We start from the raw sequence: 22,133 nt of genomic DNA on the forward strand, positions 1-22,133 counted from the left end.
GCTTCATGGCTAACCCAACCAACGTATTGAAAACACTGAGAAAGAATACCCTGACCCTATTGGGGCTGGGTATTTTACTCTCTTTTTGCGGATGCAAAACCGATTCGCAATCAAAGAAACCCGTGCTTTTCAAAAAAGTACCCTCAGAAAAATCAGGCGTTAGCTTCCGCAATACGCTCACCGATAGTCCCAATTTCAATATTATAGAATACCTCTATTTCTACAACGGAGGAGGAGTAGCCACCGGAGATATTAACAATGATGGCCTCATAGACCTATACTTTACCGCCAATCAAGCACCCAACAGGCTCTATCTGAATAAAGGCAACTTTGAGTTCGAAGACATTACCCAAAAATCCGGTATTACCGAAAGCGGCACATGGTCTACAGGAGCCGTAATGGCCGATGTAAACGGAGACGGATTTCTCGATATTTACCTTTGCCAGGTAGGAGACTACAAAGAAGCCAAAGGCAGTAACCAGCTTTTCATTAACAACCAGGACGGCACCTTTAGTGAGCAAAGCAAAGCCTATGGTCTCGATTTTGTAGGCTTTTCTACGCATGCCGCTTTTTTCGATTACGACAGAGACGGAGATCTGGACATGTACCTTCTCAACCATTCTATCAAAAATCCGGAAGTATTCGTACCCGTAAATGAGCGAAGCAAAAGCAGCCCCGGAGGAGACAAACTCTACCAAAACCAGCTCGCCCAGGGCAAAAAAGGATTTGTAGATGTAACCGAACAAGCCGGCATTTATTCCAGTGTGCTGGGTTTTGGCCTTGGCCTGGCTATAAGCGACATTAACAAAGACGGTTGGCCTGACATATACGTGTCTAATGACTTTACCGAAAACGACTACCTATACATCAATCAACAAAACGGCACCTTTAAAGAACAACTCGAAAAGCACATTCAACACACCAGTCGCTACTCAATGGGCAACTTTGTGGCCGACATTAATAACGATGCTCAAGTAGATATTTTTACCACAGACATGCTGCCCGAAGACCCCGAGATATGGAAAAAGTCCATTGGTGAAGATAAGGTGGAAGTCTACAGAATTAAAGAACAGTTTGGCTATGGTGACCAGTATGTGCGCAACACACTGCAACTTAATTTGGGCAACGGCATGTTTTCAGACATTAGCCTATTTGCAGAAAACTTTGCCACCGATTGGAGCTGGGCACCACTCATTTTCGACATGAACAATGATGGTCTTCAGGATATTCACATTACCAACGGCATTTATAAACGCCCTAACGACCTGGACTTTGTAAACTACCTGAACAGCAACCCGGGAGCAATGGATGAAGACCAAATGGAAAGGGCCAGAATTAACTCCCTGCCCACACTAAAAATACCTAACTATGCAGCCCTTAATGCAGGTAACGGACGGTTTAACACCCAACCTTTCGAATTCGATTTGGGCTTCGATGAGCCCACCTACTCCAACGGATCGGCCTATGCCGACCTGGACAATGACGGTGACCTGGACCTGATAATCAATAACATTGAACAAGAGGCCTTGCTCTACCAAAACACCCTGACCGAAAACAACAGCTATCTGAAAATTCGCTTTGAAGGGTCAGAACACAATGCCTTCGGTATTGGCGCACAAGTATACATTCGCCTGCCTGAAACCACGCTTTTTCGCGAAAACTTTAACTCCAGAGGCTTTCAGAGCAGTGTAGCTCCGGAGCTTCATTTTGGGCTGGGCAAAAACACAATGCCCGTGTCGGTGGAGGTGATATGGCCCGATGGCAAACGTCAGCAGTTAGACCACGTATCTCTCAACCAAACTTTAACCCTTCACTACTCAGAAGCCAAAACGGCTAGTGAAAGTAACACGAGAGACGAAAAAGCTCTCTTTTCTACCCACGCCTCATTGTTCGACTACCGGCACCGGGAAGATGAGTTCAACGACCAATTGCGCGAGTACTTAATGCCACGAAAATTCAGTACCGAAGGCCCCGCACTGGCCATAGCCGATGTAGACGGTGACGGGCTGGAAGACATCTACCTGGGAGGTGCCAAAGACCAACCGGCAGAACTTTGGTTGCAACAACCCAATGGTCAGTTTAAGCGTAAGCTGGCCACCATTTTTGAACGTTTACAACGTGCAGAAGACATTAACGCCAGATTCTTTGATGCAGACAACGATGGCGATCAGGACTTGTATGTGGTGAGCGGAGGAAATGAATATGAAGACGGGCAGGTATTTAACTTCGACAGGCTTTATCTGAACGATGGACGAGGCAACTTCCAGTTTTCTCCCGGAGCACTCAATCGAATTGGAAGTCAGGGCAAGGCTCTTGCCATTGCCGATTTTGACGGAGACGGTGATCAGGATGTTTTTGTTGGGGCCAACGTAGTGCCCGGAGCTTATGGAAAAGACCCACAGCACTTTCTGCTCATTAACAATGGCCGGGCCTATTTTGAAGATCAGACTAACCAACGCCTCCAGGCGCCCACAGAGCTGGGCATGATTAACGCTGCCGAGCCCATAGACTTTGATGGTGATGGAGACATAGACCTGGTACTAGCCGGAGAATGGACCGGAATTACGCTTCTGCAAAACAATGGCAGTGGCCAGTTCGAAAAAGCATCGATTCCTGACTTTGTCAATACCCAAGGTTGGTGGTTCAGCCTCCACGTAACCGATGTGAACAATGACGGTCTTCCTGATATAGTAGCCGGAAACCTGGGCCTGAACACTAAACTAAAAGCATCGGAAGAACGCCCTGTAACTTTATCAGTCAATGATATTGACGGCAATGGACAGATAGACCCTATTATTTTTCATTACCAAAATGGTAAACAAACACCTTTCGCCTCCAGAGACGATCTCATAAAACAGGTTTCCAAGATCAAAAAGCTGCACAGCAACTATGAAGATTATGCCAAAAACTCTTCGCCCGAAACGCTTTTGGGAGAATACTTTACCCAAGGCTATGTAAAAACAGCTAAAACCTTCGAGTCAGTCGTTTTCCTTAATAAAGGCAATAGTCGTTTTCAAAGAATCAGCCTTCCGGCCACCGCTCAACTAAGCCCCATAATGAGTATCGTTTCAGGCGATTACAACGAGGATGGTCATACCGATCTTTTACTCTTTGGTAATAATTACAGCTTTAGAACTGACCTGGGCAAAGCCAACGCACGGCCTATTACGCTTTTGCTTGGCCAAGGAAATGGCCATTTTGAACACACCCACGATAGTTATCTGAACAATGCATCGACCTGGGGAGAGTTTAGAACAGCGGGAGTAGTAGTAGTTAATGGCAAAGAGACCGTTCTGGCCTTGCGCAACAACGATTACTCCGTGTGGCTGCAGCCCGGCTTTGATTAACGGTTTCACTTTTTTAATCGAAAATGCGGAGATTGAAAGCTCAACACTTTCTATCTCATGAAGAACCTTTGCGCACTACTTCTGGCCACACTACTGGCGCTAAGCTGCAAACCCACTGAATATGGTTTTCATAAACGCGATATAAAGGCCGCCCAAAAACTTTACGGCTTAACCTTTGAAGGAGACGGCTTAAACACCATGTATGACTATTTGGGGCGAAACAAACGCGGCTATATGGAAATGCGCGAGTTCACTATTGAAAATGAAACATTTCCGGCCGTAGCCTTCGACCCACACCCATCGGGTTTTATGGCTCCTGAGGGAGAACAAAGAAGGCTCGCCTTTGAGATACCCCAAAACATAGCTCTGCCCCCCACGGAAGAAGAAATTGCTTTTATGAGTATAAGCGAACTAGCCTCTCTTATAAAAAGCAGACAATTAAGCTCTGAACGGCTCACCAGCATATACTTAAAGCGTATAGAACAATTCGATGGCCAGCTGCAAAGCGTAATTACCGTTACCCGCGAATTGGCCCTGGCCCAGGCTCGCAAGGCCGATGCAGAAATAGCAGCCGGTAAGTATCGTGGTATTTTGCACGGTATTCCCTATGGAGTAAAAGACCTGATGACCGTTGACGGCTACCCCACCACCTGGGGTGCCGAACCATACCGCAACCAGCAATTCGACTATACAGCCACGGTTGTAAAAAAAATGGAAGAACAAGGTGCTGTGCTTATAGCAAAGCTGGTTTCAGGTTCTTTGGCACGGGGAGATGTGTGGTTTGGGGGAAAGACCAAAAACCCCTGGGACTTATCGCAAGGTGCCAGTGGTTCTTCTGCCGGGTCGGGTTCGGCCACTGCTGCCGGGCTGGTGGCCTTTAGCCTGGGCACCGAAACTCTGGGCTCCATAACTTCGCCCGCAGCCCGCAATGGCGTAACCGGCCTGCGCCCTACTTATGGAAGAATAAGCCGCCATGGAGTTATGAGCCTCAGTTGGTCTATGGATAAAGTCGGGCCCATTGCCCGTAGTGCTAAAGACTGCCAAATTGTTCTCTCGGCCATCTATGGTTTCGACCCCTTAGACCCCAGCACCAATACCATTCCGCTAGACACCCCCGGGCCATCTGTAAAGGATCTGAAAATTGCTGTTTTAATGAGCGATCTGAAGAACGATGAAAGCGCTAACGGCCATAATATGCTCCAGGCACTTAGTGTGCTTGAAAAAGACCTGGGGCAATCCTTCGATACTCTCTCTTTACCAACCGACTTCCCCTACGCTGTTTTCGATATTATTCTGAGAGCCGAGTCAGGTGCTTTTTTTGACGAGCTGGTGCGTAGTGGCAAAGTAAACGACATGGTGGAGCAACACTCCGGCTCAAGGGCCAATTCCCTGAGGCAATCACGTTTTATTCCGGCCGTAGAATACCTGCAGGCCAACCGAGTGAGGCGACAACTGATTGACCATATTCATAAGCTTTTGGAAGGTTATGATGTTATTCTGGCACCTACCTTTCGTAGCCGGCAAATGCTCATTACCAATCTTACAGGGCACCCGGTAATTACTCTGCCAACCGGTTTCGATGAAAAAGGCCGCCCCACCAGTATGACCTTCATTGGCCAGTTGTATCAGGAACAAACCATTTTGCAGCTAGCGCAACACTATCAGGAACTCACTTCTTTTGAAGAAAAGAAACCTCCGTTGTTTTTTGGCGGGCAGCAATAGCTTTTTGAGCCATAAGAGCACATATAATTGACAGGTTTTGAGGGAATTAATGAATCGGCAGACAAATAGGTCGCTTTATTGACGATTTCACTTGAACATGTCCCTGATACTCATAACATTTGTAATCCTAAAGAAAGGATTGTGTGATGAAAAAGTATTTTTTGATAGTACTTGCTTGCTCGCTGGCAGTGCTTGCCTGTGATAACGGAGTTAAGGAAGTAAACATAGAGTCCGATGTGTATCATCAGACCATGGACAAGCTCTCTGAGATAATTGTCCACGATATATTCTCTCCTCCGGTGGCCAGTAGAATTTATGCTTACCCGAGCATTGCCATGTATGAAGTTCTGGCGCAAAACAACCCCAGCTATAACCCCCTGGCCGGACAGTTGACCGAGCTTACTCCAATACCCCGGCCAACGGAAGAAATTTCTTACGAACTGGCGGCCCTGGAGGCTTTTATTAAAATTGGTACGGCCCTAATATTCTCAGAAGCCGATATGGATGCCTACCGCGAAGAACTTTATAAAGAGCTTAAAAAGGGAGTAAACAAGCAATACTTTGAAGCTTCTTTGGCCTATGGTGGTCAGGTAGCAAAACATATTTTAGAGTGGGCCGATGGTGATATGTACAAACAAACACGTACCTATCCAAAATTTACCGTAACCAACGACCCCACCCGTTGGCAGCCAACACCTCCGGGCTATTTTGAAGCCATTGAACCTCACTGGACTAAGATTCGTCCGTTTGCCATAGACTCATCTACTCAATTTGTACCGGAGAGGCCCACTGCTTTCAACATGGAAAAGAACAGCCCCTTCTACAAAGAAGTGATGGAAGTATATGAAGTGGGTAAAAACCTGAGTCAGGAACAAAAGGAAATTGCATCTTTCTGGGATTGTAACCCATACGTAATGAATGTAACAGGCCATGTAATGGCGGCCACTAAAAAAATTACTCCCGGTGGTCACTGGATTGGCATTGTAAAGATTGCCTGTAAAAAGGCAGAAACCGACCCCATGAAAACAGCCGAAGCTTATGCGCTCACTTCCATAGCTCTTGCCGATGGCTTTATAAGCTGTTGGGACGAAAAGTTTCGCTCCAACCTGATCAGGCCGGAAACGGTAATTAACAAGTACATTGATGAAGAATGGGTACCCCTTTTGCAGACGCCTCCATTTCCGGAGTACACCAGCGGACACTCCGTTATAAGCAATGCGGCCGCCACAGCCCTTACATCTATTTTTGGCGACAACTTCTCTTTCAGAGATGATACGGAAGTAAAATACGGACTCACCGTGAGAGAATTCGACTCCTTCTTCGATGCTTCTGAAGAGGCAGCCATTAGTCGCCTGTATGGAGGTATTCACTACATGCCGGCCATTGAAAACGGTGTGACTCAGGGCAGAAAGCTTGGCGACTATGTGGTGGACAAGCTTAAACTAAGAAACGAAGCACTGGCCGAGAATAACGAATAATTCAATAGCGACCCCTATCTGGCAAGCTGTCTTAAAGCCTTGTGTACATTACCCAATGCGAGCTTTGAGACAGCTTCTTTTTTTACCTTCAACTTTACCCCTCCTTTCTATGATTTTAGCCCCTATGTGCTTATACTTATAGTTGCTTGAATAACAGCATGTTGCTTCGTCAGGCTACTGACTCTGATTGACCGGTTTTGCTTTTCGGTGGGTCGGGTCAAAACCAGTGATTGTATGGAAAGTATTGGATTAGAGCTATGGGATAAAATCATCATAGCCGTTTACCTCGTAGGCATTGTGATCTATGGTATTCGAAAAGGTAAACAAGAAAGCTCAGAAGACTATTTTCTGGCAGGAAGAAATATGGCCTGGCCCATTGTGGGCATTTCACTTTTTGCAGCCAATATAGGATCCAACACCCTAATTGGACTCACCTCCGATGCCTTTCAGACCAATGTGGCAGTATATAACTACGAATGGATGGCAGCCGTGGTGCTGGTAATTTTCGGACTGTTCTTTCTGCCCTTTTACCTAAAGTCTCGCGTGTATACCATGCCCGAGTTTTTGGAGCGCAGATACGACACGCGAACCCGCTACCTTTTTTCGGGTATCACCATAGTGGGCAACGTTATTATCGATACCGCCTCCGGTTTATATGCCGGCAACCTCATTTTAAAAATTATTTTTCCTGACTATCCTTCCTGGATGATTATTGCCTTTCTGGCGGTTGCTGCCGCTGCCTATACTATTCCCGGAGGCCTATCGTCCGTGGTTCATACCGAAGTTATTCAGGCCATACTTCTAGTTTTTGGTTCCTTTCTGGTTACATACTATGCCTTCGATCAGGTAGGTGGATGGCAAAAGATGATTGACGGCCTCAATAATTTGCATGCCGGTGGCCTGTTAGAAAAAAATTCCGATGAAGTTTTAAGCCTCATAAGACCCAATTCCGATGAAGCCATGCCCTGGCTTGGGCTGGTGCTCGGTGTACCCTTACTGGGCTTTTATTTTTGGGCCAACAATCAGTTTATGGTACAGCGGGTACTATCGGCCAAAGACCTGAACCACGGCCGTTGGGGAGCTCTATTTGCAGGGCTTCTCAAACTTCCTGTATTATTTATAATGGTAATTCCCGGAGTATTGGCCATTCTACTTTTCAAAGACATGGACATAAGTTTTCTCAATTACCAGATACCTACCGAAGGTGGGTTTGCTACTTGCGAGAACCTGAGTGACTGCCCCAATATGACATACCCTGTGTTGATTTATAAATTACTACCCACCGGTATTCTTGGGTTGGTTATTGCCGGGCTCCTTGCCGCCATGTCGTCAAGTATTTCGGCCACGCTCAACTCGGCCTCCACACTCATTACCATGGATTTTACCCAAAAGCTAAGGCCCAATATGAGCTCTAAACAACTGGTACGGGCCGGGCAGATAGCCACCTGTGTGTTGGTGGTTTTAGCCGCGGCCTGGGCTCCCATGATCGAGAGCTTTCAGTCGCTCTGGACCTATCTGCAACAAATTCTTGGTTTTATATCTCCACCCATTGTGGCTGCTTTTGTAGTAGGACTTTTCTATCGGAGAGCCAACGCGCAAGGAGGGTTCTGGAGCCTCGTACTCTCCTATTTATTGGTAATTGGCTGGATCATCTACTGTTTCTCTAAGTATGAAGGCATTAGTACCGATGCCACCGGGGTGCACTTTCTCTATGTGGTACCAGTGCTTTTTGCCATAGCCATAGTGCTTAACGTAGGAATAAGCCTGGCCACAACTCCACCCGATGCTCAAAAAGTGAGCGAGATGATTTGGACCTCTCAGATTTATAAAGAAGAAACTAAAGAACTGGCACATTTGCCCTGGTATAAGAACTACCGAACACTTTCTGTACTGTTGCTTATTGCCACAGCCATAATAGTGATTTGGTTTGCCTAAAGAAAGAGGGAGCAACATGCCCAATTGCTCCCTCTCTTCGTGGTATCGGTTGCAGCAATTAAACCGGTTTATGGTGAAGGAACATAAATATTAAAATACTTTTGGCCGCCTCTATGGCAAAGCTATTCTGCCTATGTACAACCCTACTGCCCATATTACTCTCAAGGCCTTGGAAACAAAGGTTTTTGGCAAAGAGAATGGCCTAAGAACACCCTTTGAACAGCGGTTAATCGCGCTGTTTTCGGACATTTACAGTCGCTTCGAGCAGCTCTATGGCCAGCACCCTTCCTTCGAACCGGCTTTGGAACTACTGTTGCAGAAAATGTTGGCCGCCTACAAAGCCCGGCCCAAGCACTTACTGGAAAGTGATGCTCATCGCGAAGCTAACCCCGGTTGGTTTTGCAACCAGGAGACCACATCCATGATGCTGTATGTAGATCGCTTCAACAATGATTTAAAGGGATTACTGGAAAAGATGGATTACTTAGAAGAGCTGGGGGTTAACATGCTTCATCTGATGCCCCTCTTCGATAGCCCTAAAGTAAAAAATGATGGTGGTTATGCTGTAAGCAATTATCGGCAGGTAAATGCCCGGTTTGGTACCAATGACGATTTGGTGGAGGTGGCCAAAAAACTTAAGCAGAGCAACAAACTCTTAATGCTCGATTTTGTGGTAAACCATACTTCGGATGAACACGAGTGGGCCGTAAAAGCCAAGGCTGGAGACCGCTTTTACCAAAACTTCTACCATACGTTTAGAGATCGTACCATTTCGCTACTCTATGAGCAGGCCATGCCCGAGGTTTTTCCGGAAAGTGCTCCTGGCAACTTTACTTTCAACAAAGAAATGAACTGTTGGGTAATGACCGTATTCAACGAATACCAGTGGGATCTCAACTATTCTAACCCTTATGTGTTCGTGGAAATGCTCGACAATGTGTTGTTTCAGGCTAATATGGGGGTGGATATCTTTAGGATGGATGCCGTGGCCTTTGTATGGAAACAGATGGGCACCAGTTGCCAAAACTTGCCGCAGGCTCATATAGTGCACCAGCTTTTTAAGCTCTGTAGTCAGGTGGTAGCTCCGGGAGTCGCTTTTTTGGCCGAGGCAATAGTGAGCCCTGAAGAAATTGTAAAGTACTTTGGCACCAGCAATGTATGGAGCAATGAACACGACATGGCCTACAATGCCACACTAATGGCTTTACTATGGAACTCTCTTGCCACACGAAACACCCGAGTAATGAAGGCCAGCCTGCGCGACAAGCCCAAAAAACCCAAAGGCACTACATGGGTGAACTATGTACGCTGTCATGACGACATAGGCATGGGCTTTGAAGACCGCCACATTGCCGAATCAGAATACGACCCTGCCGCACATCGGAAGTTTTTAACACGGTTCTTTACCGGAGACTTTGAGGGTTCGTTTGCCAAGGGCTTGCCTTTTATGTATAACCCTAAAACAGACGATGCCAGAATTTCAGGTAGCATGGCCTCATTGGCCGGTTTGGAGCAGGCCCTTCAAGAAGGTAATGAATTAGGGGTAAAAAGAGCCATTGCCCGCATTAACCTACTACATGGCATTATTCTTTCGTATGGTGGCATTCCGGTTATTTATTCTGGCGATGAAATAGCCATGCTCAACGACTATTCCTTTTTGGAAGACGAATCCAAAAAAGATGACAACCGCTGGGTGCATCGTCCCAAAATGGATTGGGCGTTAGCCGAAAAACGCAAGAAGCCTGATACACCCCAGGCACAAGTCTTCCGAACCCTTCAACACATGATTGCCCTAAGAAAGTCCATCGATGAGTTTGGAGATCATAACAACTTTAGACTCATTGAAACTTCCAACGAACATGTTTTTGCTTTTGAAAGAAGCTGGAAAGGAAAAAGCACCGTGGTTATTGCCAATTTTAAAGACGATGGCCAATATGTTTACTCCCACTTAGTTTTCCCGCAAACAATGGTTAATCCCTTTGGTATGAAAGATCGGCTTAGTGGCAACCAGTTGTTGATCGAAGAAGGGAGGCTGCACTTTGAACCCTATCAACTATACTGGCTTACCAATGGCTAAACCTCAAAAAACTAATGATGAGTCATTGCTCCTGTATGCACAAAGGGTTTCAGGAGGTAAAACAAGGAAGTAAAGCATGGACTTGCTGTAAAAGGGAAAATAAGGGGTGGTGAAGCTCAGCCCAATCGTCCTTAATCTTCACTGTGTTTTTGATTAAAAGAAGTGCCACATTCGAATCATTGCAAGACTTTGTGACCAAACACTTATTTTAAGGTAAGAATTATAAAACCATGACGAAACTCTGGGGAATAGATTTGGGAGGAACCAAAATTGAAGGGGCAGTACTTAAATCGAAAAACGATCCAACACCAATTGTCCGAAAAAGAATTAATACTGAAGCCGACAAAGGCTATGAGCACGTGCTCAACAACATCAAAAGGCTGATAGATGACTTAGCCACAGAGGTTGGAGAAAAACCCACCATTATAGGTATTGGAACTCCCGGAGCCATAGACCCTCCTACCGGTTTAATGAAGAATAGCAACTCACAAAACCTCAATCATAAACCTTTCAAGAAGGATTTGGAAGCCCTTTTAGGAATCCCAACAAGAATGGCCAATGATGCCAATTGTTTTGCTCTGGCCGAAACATTAATGGGAGCTGTTCCAGACGTGGACCCAGAAGCCAAAGTCGTTTTTGGGGTAATTATGGGTACCGGCTGTGGCGGTGGCGTTGTGGTTAATGGCCAGGTAATCAACGGCAAGCAAGGTATTGGGGGTGAATGGGGACACAATTTCCTCGATGCTTCCGGTGGTCCTTGCTATTGTGGCAAATCCGGTTGTACCGAAAAAATCATCTCAGGTACAGGTTTAGAAGATTTTTATGAGCAGCAAACCGGCACTCGCAAAAGGCTGAAGGAAATTCTTCCGGCTGCCCGAAGCGGTGAAGACCACAATGCTGTCAAAACCCTGGATAGGTTGGTTCATTTCTTTGGCTTGGGTATTTCAACCATTATCAATGTGTTAGACCCTGATGTTATAGTTTTAGGAGGTGGCGTTGGCAATGTAGATGAGCTCTATACACGAGGCGTGGAAGAGGCGGCCAAATATGTTTTTAATCCAAGAATGGACACTAAGATTGTCAAACCAAAACTAGGAGATAGTGCGGGGGTATTTGGCGCAGCGTTTCTTTGTGAATGACCAAAATCAAAGGACTTATTTTAATTTAGCATTTTGATTATCTCATTGTAAAATGAATCGATGAGTTCTTCAAATGGCTGCTCAGAATCAGACATTTTCTCAAATTTTTTCTTAATGTCATTTGAAATGTGAATTACAAATTCCCCTGTTCTAAGGTCAAATACTGTAACGCTCCCTGATAAAGTTATACTTCCAGAACCGTTTAGTTTAGAAACCTCCTTTCTCCTTATCGGGGAGCGAATAATTATCAAGTCTGTATTCTTGAATCCGCTTTTTAACTCGAGTCGTTGAACTTCGCTTATATTCTCAAAAAGATTAGCTTGAGTATCAACAGTTTTCGACAAATCGATATATAAATAGTTTCTTGCTAACTCATTCAAGCTTGGTTCATTTTGAAGTTTAGATTCAATTTCCTGTTGACAACAAACATTGAATGTTGCCGAAAAAATCTGTTCAAACAATTTATTTGTCTGCGATGTATTTCGATCCTCATCAAAAAGGGGTGTAAAAGAGACAGTAACATTGACCCCAATAGTATACTTTTTATTGACTTTCGTCTTTTGACAAAAGGCAAGACCTGGTACCATCAAAACTAAGACTATGAGTACTTTTCTAAAGTTCATATCTCCTTCTATTGTATCTAGTGTATAAGTTAAGCGGTTCCCTAAATCAAATCAAAGACACTAATCAAATTAAAAATAAGAATCCAAAATTAGATGATATTACAAGTATGCTATCCCTTGGAGGGATGGCATACTTAAAAATCAAAAAAGGCCGTCAGCCCTTGAAGGGCTAACGGCCTTAAACATCTTAGTGCTTACGTCAACTATCTATCCTTTGTATCAATCTTAGCTCCTTCGGGCTTAGTGGTAGCATTCTTTACATGTTCTTCCAGCCAGGAATCCATCTCCCACAACATGTGCAGAATAGACTCTTTGGCAGCATAGCCATGGCTCTCAGCCGGCAGCATCACCAAACGAGCAGTGCCTCCATGACCCTTAATAGCATTGTAGAAACGAATACTCTGAATTGGGAAAGTACCCGAGTTGTTATCTGCTTCTCCATGAATGAGCAACAATGGTTCGTTAACCTTGTCGGCATGCATAAATGGCGACATGTAATTATAAAGTTCCGGAGCCTCCCAGTAGCTTCGCTCTTCGCGCTGAAAACCAAAAGGCGTGAGGGTTCGGTTATATGCACCACTTCGGGCTATTCCTGCTGCAAAGAGGTCGGAGTGAGCCAATAGGTTAGCCGTCATAAAGGCACCATAGCTATGGCCTCCAACCCCTATTCGGTTTCGATCGCCAACACCCATTTCTACCACCGCATCAATGGCCGCTTCGGCATTCATTACCAGCTGCTCGCGGAAGGTATCGTTGGGCTCTTTATCGCCTTCTCCAATAATGGGAAACTCCGTGTCGGCCATTACCGCATAACCTCTCAAAACCCAGAAGATTGGCGAACCAGAACTCACTCGTGTAAAGGAATAGGGCGTGCCTCTTACCTGTGCGGCTGTAGCTACTGATTTATATTCGCGGGGATAGGCCCACATGAGCACAGGCAGCGGTCCGTCTTTGTCTTTGTCATAACCGGCAGGGGTATAAAGCACTGCCGTAAGGTCTACTCCATCTTTTCGCTTGTACTTAATAATTTCCTTATTCACTGCCATCATTTCGGGCTGCGGATGAGGGAAGTCGGTTATGGCAGTGAGTGTGCCTTTCTTTAAATCTCGAATAAAGTAGTTCTCCGGTTCATCTTGCGACTCGCGAATGGTTATAATCCGATCGGCCTTCTCCGAAATAATATCGATTGGTCTTTCATAATATGGGGCTTCTGAACGGAAGAGTATTTCCTGTTTTTTGGTCTTGAGGTTAAACCGACTTAAAAAAGGACGGTCTCCTTCCGGTGAACCACCCACGCTGGTCATAAAAACATCGTCTTTATCTAACTTCAACACATTGCGGCCATACTGGTTTTTCACAGTCATTGGATTGCCCGGATCATTGTATCGGTCGGTTGTCGCACGCTCAATAATTACATGGCCCGGCTGGCCGGGTTTAGAAGGGTCTATGATGGTGCTCTTTTCCATTCGGTTGGCCCACCACTGTTCATTCAACCAGGCGCGGTTCTCATCGCCCCAAACAATACCACCATACCGCAGTGAGGTGCTGGCCAGCTTGGTTGGCTTGCCATTAAATGGTGCCGATTGCATGTACACAATATCTCGCTCTTGCACTTCCAGATTGGGGTCTCCACCATCATTGGCTTCTGCCCAGTAAAGGGTAGCCGGCTTATCGGCTCGCCAGTTCACACTGCGCATCCCTTTGCGCGTGGCATCAAAACCCTTTGGCCTAACCTCATCTAAAGGAATTTGGGCCAATACTTTTTTATTGTTACCGTTGGCACTCCAAACCTCATAGTTGAAGGGAAATCTGGAAGCCGGAACTAAGTAAGAAAAAGGTTTTTGTATGGTTTCTACCAGCATATACTCTCCATTCGGAGATATGTCGAAGCTTTTAATAATAGCCGGCTGGCCCACTTTAGAAGATTTCCCGTTCAGATCGATACGTTGGAGCTGCACGGTGGTGTAGTACTCAAAAAGCTGTTCGTCATAGGCATTCTCGAGCAAATCCTGATAGGTTCTTGAGGCTGCCTCTGCTCCGGCTGTTTCCTGAATTACCGGCCCTTTAGGCGCACGGGGTTGGCGAGGAGCTTCACCTCTACCTTCCACTATGGTGCTTACCATAAGCGACTGGTTGTCAGGCATCCACTCAAAAGCCGATACATAGGCATTGTTCACAATGGGAGCTGTGAGTCTTCTGGCACTACGGCTTTCCAAATCGGCCACCCAGAGTTCAATGCCGTTTTCAACGGTATGGGTAAAGGCAATCTTTTTCTCATTTGGCGACCACGACACGTTGCTAATGGCCGGGTTTGCGGGCATATTGGCAAAACTGTAAGTTTCGCCAGTAGCAATGTTCTTTAGGCTTAAACCGGTCAGTGGGTTTTGTCTGCTCCTTCCATTGGTGGCCGGGTTAATGCGCGTGCCTCCTATGCGCAACTCTGGAGCTGCCACCTCTTCAATGCTGGGGTAGCCCGGTCGTTCCATCAAGAGCATCCATTGTGCCTTCGAATCGATGCTCACTGCCGGAGTAGCAGGTGCATCAATAAGTTTAGCGATAGCCTCCGGAGGACGCTGATAACCATTTTGACCCTTAGCGTCAGGGCTTTGCAGCAAAAGGAAAAAAGCCAACAGGCCAATTCCCGATAATGTTTTTATGTACTTTCTCATGGTGGTTTGCTTGATTCTGTTAGTCAATTTAGTAAGGCTTAGCATAAAGCACAGATTAAATCCACAGAGCTACATTTCTTAGGTATGAAAGGCGCAACAGCCACCAAAGACTCTTGAGCAATACTATGTGATCAGGTTTGTACGAAATACTTCGTAATTATTTTTGAAATACGAAACCATTCGTATATAATTGTTCTACGAAATAAATCGTAGTATGAAGATCGTAGTCTGGCTATTCTTATTGATGAACCCCATCTGGCAGCAAACTGACAGTAAAAATCAAATATTGAAAGACTGGATTGCTACGCAAAACCAGGGAAGCGATAAAGCCATTAACACCTTTATTGACCGTTGGTTTTCTGAAGAATTAAAAGCAGGTATTACCGACCGAAGCAAACACGTAGCCTTCTACCGACAGATTATTGATGAATTTGGTGAGATACAAGAGACCGTGTACGAGGTAATGGAGTCTACTCCTACAAAACTCAAAGTGCAACTATTAAAAAAGAATACTCCCTTTTTGCCGGAACCTTCACCGGAAAACATTCTGGTGGTGGAAATAGACGTGCAAAAAAATCATCCCAACCGGCTGGCCCGGGGCTTGGGTATGGGTGCGCTCATATGCTACATAAAACGTGATTAGAACCAACAAAGAACATGATTAAACCTACTGAAAGCGAGCTGGAAATTCTCAACATACTATGGACAAATGGCCCTAGTAGTGTGCGTGAAGTCAACAAAAAGATCAATGAGCAAAAAGAAGTTGGCTACACAACTACTTTGAAACTTATGCAGATTATGACCCAGAAAGGGCTAGTTGAAAGAGATGAAAGCAGTCGTTCTCATATATACTCCGCTAAGATCAAGGCTCAAGATATTCAGGAGCAAATGCTAGACAAACTGTTGAACACCGCATTTGGAGGCTCAGCCAGTAAACTTGTTCTCAGCGCACTGGGATCGGGCAAGGCATCCGCCAGAGAATTGGAAGAAATAAAAGCACTCATTCAGAAGTTGGAGCATGATGGAAATCAATAGTAACATACTGGAGGCCATTGGCCTTGGACTGGTTCATTCGCTTTGGCAGGGAGCTGCCCTGCTATTCGTTGTTTTACTAGGGTTGGTATCCTTAAGAAATAAAAAGGCAAAAACCCGATATACCCTTGTACTAATGGGCATACTAGCCTTACCAGTTTTACTAGCAGGCAATCTATACTTTTTCTGGCCGGCAAGCCCTGTGGAAAACTCAGGCACTATAATCGCTTCAGAAATCCGTTTTTCTCCTAACATTATCTCTGACTTTCAAGCTTTTGCTCAAAATCCACAAAGCTCTTCTACCGTTTTATGGATTAAGGAAAATGCCCCTACCATAGCTGTAATCTGGATTGTTGGAATGGCCTTCTTTCTTCTTAAAGTATTGGGCTCATTCATCTGGATGAAGAGACTTCTAACCAAGGCATTTCCACTCGAAGAAACCTCCATAAACAGCCTTATTTGTAATATTAAGCTGGTTTTAGGCATCAAGAAACCCCTTCAAATTAAGTCTAGTTCATGGATTAAAAGTCCGGTAATTTTGGGCTTTTCCCGGCCAACTGTTCTCTTTCCTATAGGATTAATAGAAGGTCTTTCGACAGAAGAAGTGGAGGCCATTCTTTACCATGAATTGGCTCATTTAAAGAGAAATGATTTTGTTATCAACATCATTATCAACGTTTTACAAATAGTGTTTTTCTATCACCCTGCCTATTGGTGGATGAAAAGCCAGCTTGACAATGAACGCGAATACGCCACTGATGAATTGGCGCTTAAATATTCAGAAAAGAAACTCCCCATGATCAAGGCTCTGGCTAAGGTTCAAGCTTTCAGCATGAACCAACCCGGCCTTGCCTTCGCGGGAAACTCAAAGAATCAGGTCCTTAAACGCATTAACATTATGATGAATTCAAAACAACAACCCAATTGGCTGAGCGCCATTTTTACCATAGCCCTATTGCTGGTCGCATTTGGCTTAATGAGTGTTCAAGATATTAAACCCAAAATCGAAAAGAAGGAGAACAGCAGTGCCCTAAGTGAAGTGCAGATCGATTTGAACCCACAAATTGAAAAGTCAGATCCTACCTGGCCTGCAAAGCCTATCCTAATTGATCTGGATACTCAAATACAGGATAATGACAGCACTGCTGTTTCCAAAGCTATTTTGGAATTGGTCAATAATCCCAATGACTTCAGTTTCGAATTCGATGAGCAAGGCGAGGTATTGCAGATAACAAAGAGTGGTAAAGAGTTAAAAAGGTCTGAACTCTCCAATTATAAGATAGCCTACGCTAAGCTTCTAAAACTCGGATTTGCTTTACCTAGAGGTGCTGTAGAGGCTAAGATTGAACAAATACAAAATGAACTGAGGAAAAAGGAGGAGGAATTACTGAGAAAACTTAAAGAGACAGAGCACGGTGAGCAAAGTGCCAAATCCAGCGAGTATGTTCTTAAGTCTCAATCGTATGAAATGCTGGCCTTAGAGCATCAAGAATATCTAGCAAAGATTGAGCTACTAGAAAAATTAGGAAGTGAACTCACCGCATCACAAATACAACAAATTAACGACTATAAAGTAAGGGTTACGGAGCTGAAAGCCATAATGAGCGATATATCAAATATTGAGAAAGCGTTGGAGCAAAATCACCAAGCTCAGCATGAGTTTGACAAAGCGGAACAACAAAAAATTAAGTCAGAATTTGAAAAAAATCTGACAGCCCGACCCATAATTGAACTCAATGGCGAGCTAAGGAGTGACCTTCAACTTAATGACATCAATCTAAATAATGTCAAGCAAATCAGTGTTATTTCGGGGGAGTCTATGTATTCCATCCATTCTAGAGAAAATCTTGAGGGTTATAATGGAATTATTCGAATAGTAACTAATGGCTCCGATTCCAAGACAACATTAAAGTATATTAAAGGAAAGCCAGTTATTGAATTGAATGGTAAACTTCTGAAGGGAAAAAGCTTAGACGATCTAAACCTTGAAAATGCTCAAAGCATTGAAGTATTGAGCGGAAATAGTTTGTATAAATTCTATTCTAAGGAAGAGTTAAAGGGTTACGAAAGCATGATTAGAATTTATACAAATCAAGATGAAAACGCTCCTTTCCATGCCATTTCCATAAGTCCCGATAACAGTAAATACTTTTTCAATGATGATTCCCTGCGTGAGGTAATGTATGATTTCTACATCCTTGAAAGATTAAGTCGCTCTAAGGGAGTATTGATTGAATATGGGGGTAATATTGAGAAAGGTTGGACCTTGGAGAGCCTGAAGAAAGACAAGCTTTACGAAATCAAGACGATAGAATTACTTAAGAATAAGGAAATGGAAAGCCACTACTCCAAAGAGCAACTAAGTGGAGTTGATGTCTTGCTAAGAGTTAATGCAAAGAACTAAACCAAGCCGCCTTGTGCGGCTTTCCTAATACCTCCTTCTCTCAATCCATTTTTGCCTGTCAACTATTGCCTTGATTTTCTATATTGAAGGTGCAGTCAGCCAACGCGCTAATTTTTAAGCTGGCTGCATTTACCTTTTCAATAAAAACCATGAAAAACAAACGGCAAACCGCCCTTGTGGCTTTGCTGCTTCTGCTGGCACATTTGGCCTGTGCCCAAGAATGGCAAAACCTAATTGGCGACAACCTCAACAACTGGAAAAAGCTCGGAGGCAACGGCACTTATGAGCTACAAAACGGTATTATTACCGGTACCACTCAAAAAAATACTCCCAACACATTTCTGGTTACCCGACAAGAATACAGCGATTTTATTCTGGAATTCGACATTTGGGTAGACCCCGCCATCAACACCGGGGTTCAAATACGAAGCCACAGTATAGAAAGCTACCAAAATGGTCGTGTCCATGGCTATCAGGTAGAAATAGACCCGAGCCCTAGGGCCTTTTCAGGTGGTATTTACGATGAAGCCCGCAGGCTATGGATGTACCCCATTTCCAGAAACCCCAAAGCACACAATGCTTTTAAAAATGGCGTGTGGAACCGGGTGAGAATAGAAGCCATCGGCCCTTCAATCAAAACCTGGATCAACGGTATTCAGTGTGCTGACCTGGTTGACGATATGACAGGCAGTGGTTTCATCGGCTTGCAGGTACATAGCGTGGCCGAGCAAGATGCCGGCAAACATGTGAAATGGAAAAACATGCGCATTCTTACCAAAAATCCGCAAAACTATACCCGAGAAACCGACCCCTCAGTGCCTCAGCTCAGCTACTTGATCAACCAACTAAGCGACAGAGAAAAAAGAGAAGGTTGGCGTCTTCTATGGGATGGCAAGACCTCAGCAGGCTGGAGAGGAGCCAAACTTGATCATTTCCCCACCAGTGGCTGGAATATGGAAAACGGTGAGCTCTCAGTAGCCGAAACAGGTGGAGCAGAATCAGCCGCAGGTGGAGACATTATTACTGTAGACCAATTTGCCAATTTTGAGCTGGAACTTCAGTTTATGCTCACAGAAGGAGCCAATAGTGGAGTCAAATACTTTGTAGACCCTCAGCTTAATCAGGGAACCGGTTCGGCCATTGGCTGCGAATTTCAGTTGCTTGATGACCAACGACACCCTGATGCCAAAATGGGAGTAAATGGCAACCGTACCCTGGGAGCTCTTTACGATCTCATAGCTCCTGAAAACCTTTCCATTCCCGGTCGCGGAAAACAGTTCAAAGGCCTCAATGTATGGAACAACCTGCGCATAGTCTCTAAAAACGGAAAAGTGGAACACTGGCTCAACAACGAAAAGGTAGTAGAGTACGATCGGTTCTCACAAATGTTCCGAGCCCTTGTAGCTTATAGCAAGTACAAAGACTGGAAAGGTTTTGGGCAATGGCCAAAAGGCCACATTTTATTGCAAGACCACGGCAATGCCGTAAAGTTCAGGAGTATTAAAATCAGAGAACTTTAAGTCATGGAAAAGAGCCTTAAAACAGAAACCCGAAGGGAGTTTATCAGGAAATCGGCATTGGCAGGTTTAGCATTCAGTATGCCTGCTTACAGCTATTCGAGAATATTAGGCGCCAACGAAAAGGTGCTCACGGCCACCGCAGGTATAAACAGCAGAGGTAATGCCCACATTGCCGCTGCAGCCAAATACCCTTCAAAAATGGAGATTATAGCACTTTGCGATGTAGACAACAGAACATTTGCCAAAGCATTCCAAAGTCATGAATCGCTGGAATCTAAAAGTGTTACCCTATACTCAGACATTCGAAAACTGCTCGAAAACAAAGACATAGATGCCGTAACCATTGCCACACCAGATCACTGGCACGCTCCAATGGCCATTATGGCAATGAATGCCGGAAAGCATGTATATCTGGAAAAGCCATTCAGTCATAATCCGCAGGAAGGTGAATGGCTGGTTCAGGTGCAGGCAAAAACAGGCAAAGTGCTCCAAATAGGAAATCAGCAGCGTTCGGCTCCTACCTCCGTAGCCCTTAAAAAAGAAATAGACAAAGGTACCATTGGCCGTCCGTACTATGCCAAAGCCTGGTACTCCAACAATCGTGGGTCCATAGGCACTGGTAAGAAGATAAACGTACCCGAATGGCTCAATTGGGAACTATGGCAGGGACCAGCACCAAGGAAAGACTACAAAGACAATTATGTGCACTACCACTGGCATTGGTTTTGGCATTGGGGTACGGGCGAAATCAACAACAACGGCTTGCATGAACTGGACATTGCCCGGTGGATGCTCGGAGTGGACTTCCCGGACAAAGTGATCTCTCAAGGCGGGCGATTTGCCTTTCAGGACGACTGGGAGTTTTACGATACCCAATTGGCAAGCTTTTATTACGGAAAAGACAAAATGATTACCTGGGAAGGCAGGAGCTGCAGAACCTTTCCATTAATTCATAACAGAGGGCGAGGCACCGCTATTTACGGAACCGAAGGCTCTGCCATTGTAGACCGTGACGGTTTTGAGATATACAACAAGGATGGAAAACTCATTGCATCAGCAAGGGAAGAAGAAAAATCTGCCTCTACCGACCTGGTAGGTATTGGCGGTTTAGACGGCTACCACATGAAGAATTTTCTGGACGCCATAACCAAAAGTCAAACTATCAACTCCCCGGCCAATGAAGCCCATAAAAGTACTCTAATGTGTCATTTGGGCAATATGGCTCAAAGGTTTGATGGAACACTGGAAATTGATAGCTCCAATGGCAAGCCGAAAAATAAACAAGCCATGAGTTTATGGGGAAGGGAATACGAAAAAGGCTGGAAGCCTGTGATGTAATTCTCAAGATCTCGACACAAGCTAACCCTGCTCAATAGCCTCTAGCCGGAATCGGTGTCCTCACCGATTCGCCTGTCAATGTCTTGGTGAGGACACCAAGACTGGCGTAAGGTTAGACAGATGCTTCTAGTGCCCCCATCAAAGTCTCTCATAGAGGACTTTGATAGACACTGCTTCATTCCCATCCCGACTATGGCAGAAGTATCCGTCAGCTTAGAACGTTTGGACAGATACTTCGGCTTCGCTCAGTATGGAAAGGGAGTGGCTCTGGTTTTGTTCAGCATAGAAAGATGACTTGACTCACTAAGCTCTGGCCGGAATCGGTGAGGACACCGATTCGCCTGTTAATGCCTTAGTGAGGACACCAAGACTGGCATTAGGTTAGACAGATGCTTCTAGTGCCCCATCAAAGTCTCTCATAGAGGACTTTGATAGACACTGCTTCATTCCTATCCAGGCTATGGTGGAAGTATCCGTCAGCTTAGAACGTTTGGACAGATACTTCGGCTTCGCTCAGTATGGAAAGGGAGTGGCTCTGGTTTTGTTCAGCATAGAAAGATGACTTGACTCACTAAGCCCTGGCCGGAATCGGTGTCTAAACCGATTCGCCTGTCAATGTCTTGGTGAGGACACCAAGGCTGGCATTAGGTTAGACAGATGCTTCTAGTGTCCCATCAAAGTCTCTCATGGAGGACTTTGATGAACCCGGCTTCATTCCAATCTAGGCTATGTGGAAGTATCTGTCAGCTTAGAATGTTTATGCAGATGCTTCGGCTTCGCTCAGCATGGAAAGGGAGCGGTTTTGGCCTTGCTTAGAATAGAAAGATGACTTTACGCACTAAACCCTGG

Annotated in this window: 13 protein-coding genes; 11 read left to right on the forward strand and 2 right to left on the reverse strand. The window is 45.0% G+C overall.

The window, feature by feature from the left end:
* Nucleotides 1-5 precede the first annotated feature (5 nt).
* From IE164_RS03150 to IE164_RS03175, 6 genes are all read left to right on the forward strand, one after another.
* Nucleotides 6-3,347 carry a VCBS repeat-containing protein gene (locus IE164_RS03150; protein WP_189628723.1) on the forward strand — a complete coding sequence of 1,114 codons (3,342 nt, stop codon included), beginning with the start codon at nucleotides 6-8 and terminating at the stop codon, nucleotides 3,345-3,347.
* Nucleotides 3,348-3,404: 57 nt separating this feature from the next.
* Nucleotides 3,405-5,069, forward strand: coding sequence for an amidase (locus IE164_RS03155; protein WP_189628724.1), 1,665 nt, complete (start codon nucleotides 3,405-3,407; stop codon nucleotides 5,067-5,069).
* 146 nt (nucleotides 5,070-5,215) lie between these two features.
* Nucleotides 5,216-6,547 carry a vanadium-dependent haloperoxidase gene (locus IE164_RS03160; protein ID WP_189628725.1) on the forward strand — a complete coding sequence of 444 codons (1,332 nt, stop codon included), beginning with the start codon at nucleotides 5,216-5,218 and terminating at the stop codon, nucleotides 6,545-6,547.
* Between the two features lie 234 nt (nucleotides 6,548-6,781).
* Nucleotides 6,782-8,482 (forward strand): sodium:solute symporter, encoded by a 1,701-nt coding sequence (locus IE164_RS03165; RefSeq protein ID WP_189628726.1) that lies wholly within the window; start codon nucleotides 6,782-6,784, stop codon nucleotides 8,480-8,482.
* Between the two features lie 133 nt (nucleotides 8,483-8,615).
* Nucleotides 8,616-10,559: an alpha-amylase family protein gene (locus IE164_RS03170; protein ID WP_189628727.1), complete on the forward strand. Its 1,944-nt coding sequence runs from the start codon at nucleotides 8,616-8,618 to the stop codon at nucleotides 10,557-10,559.
* Nucleotides 10,560-10,789: 230 nt separating this feature from the next.
* Nucleotides 10,790-11,698 (forward strand): ROK family protein, encoded by a 909-nt coding sequence (locus IE164_RS03175; RefSeq protein ID WP_189628728.1) that lies wholly within the window; start codon nucleotides 10,790-10,792, stop codon nucleotides 11,696-11,698.
* 20 nt (nucleotides 11,699-11,718) lie between these two features.
* On the opposite strand, the gene IE164_RS03180 is transcribed toward IE164_RS03175, so the two are convergent.
* Entirely contained in the window at nucleotides 11,719-12,321 is a 603-nt protein-coding gene (locus IE164_RS03180; RefSeq protein ID WP_189628729.1) for a hypothetical protein, read from the reverse strand.
* 203 nt (nucleotides 12,322-12,524) lie between these two features.
* Entirely contained in the window at nucleotides 12,525-14,990 is a 2,466-nt protein-coding gene (locus IE164_RS03185; RefSeq protein WP_189628730.1) for a S9 family peptidase, read from the reverse strand.
* Between the two features lie 214 nt (nucleotides 14,991-15,204).
* Here IE164_RS03185 and IE164_RS03190 point away from each other — a divergent pair, with 214 nt between their 5' ends.
* The 5 genes from IE164_RS03190 to IE164_RS03210 all read left to right on the forward strand — a co-directional run bounded on the left by IE164_RS03190 (nucleotide 15,205) and on the right by IE164_RS03210 (nucleotide 21,284).
* Nucleotides 15,205-15,633, forward strand: a complete 429-nt coding sequence (locus IE164_RS03190) for a hypothetical protein (protein WP_189628731.1) — start codon at nucleotides 15,205-15,207, stop codon at nucleotides 15,631-15,633.
* A 14-nt stretch (nucleotides 15,634-15,647) separates the two neighbouring features.
* On the forward strand, nucleotides 15,648-16,025 hold the full coding sequence (locus IE164_RS03195) for a BlaI/MecI/CopY family transcriptional regulator (RefSeq protein ID WP_189628732.1): 378 nt from the start codon (nucleotides 15,648-15,650) through the stop codon (nucleotides 16,023-16,025).
* Complete coding sequence (locus IE164_RS03200; RefSeq protein WP_189628733.1) at nucleotides 16,009-18,426, forward strand: M56 family metallopeptidase; 2,418 nt, start codon at nucleotides 16,009-16,011, stop codon at nucleotides 18,424-18,426. Before IE164_RS03195 ends, IE164_RS03200 begins: the two co-directional genes overlap by 17 nt.
* Nucleotides 18,427-18,575: 149 nt before the next feature.
* Nucleotides 18,576-19,946, forward strand: a complete 1,371-nt coding sequence (locus tag IE164_RS03205) for a 3-keto-disaccharide hydrolase (protein WP_189628734.1) — start codon at nucleotides 18,576-18,578, stop codon at nucleotides 19,944-19,946.
* A 3-nt stretch (nucleotides 19,947-19,949) separates the two neighbouring features.
* Nucleotides 19,950-21,284, forward strand: coding sequence for a Gfo/Idh/MocA family protein (locus tag IE164_RS03210; protein ID WP_189628735.1), 1,335 nt, complete (start codon nucleotides 19,950-19,952; stop codon nucleotides 21,282-21,284).
* Nucleotides 21,285-22,133 lie beyond the last annotated feature (849 nt).

Origin of the sequence: Roseivirga thermotolerans (genome assembly GCF_014653175.1) — a bacterium.
Classification (GTDB): domain Bacteria; phylum Bacteroidota; class Bacteroidia; order Cytophagales; family Cyclobacteriaceae; genus Roseivirga; species Roseivirga thermotolerans.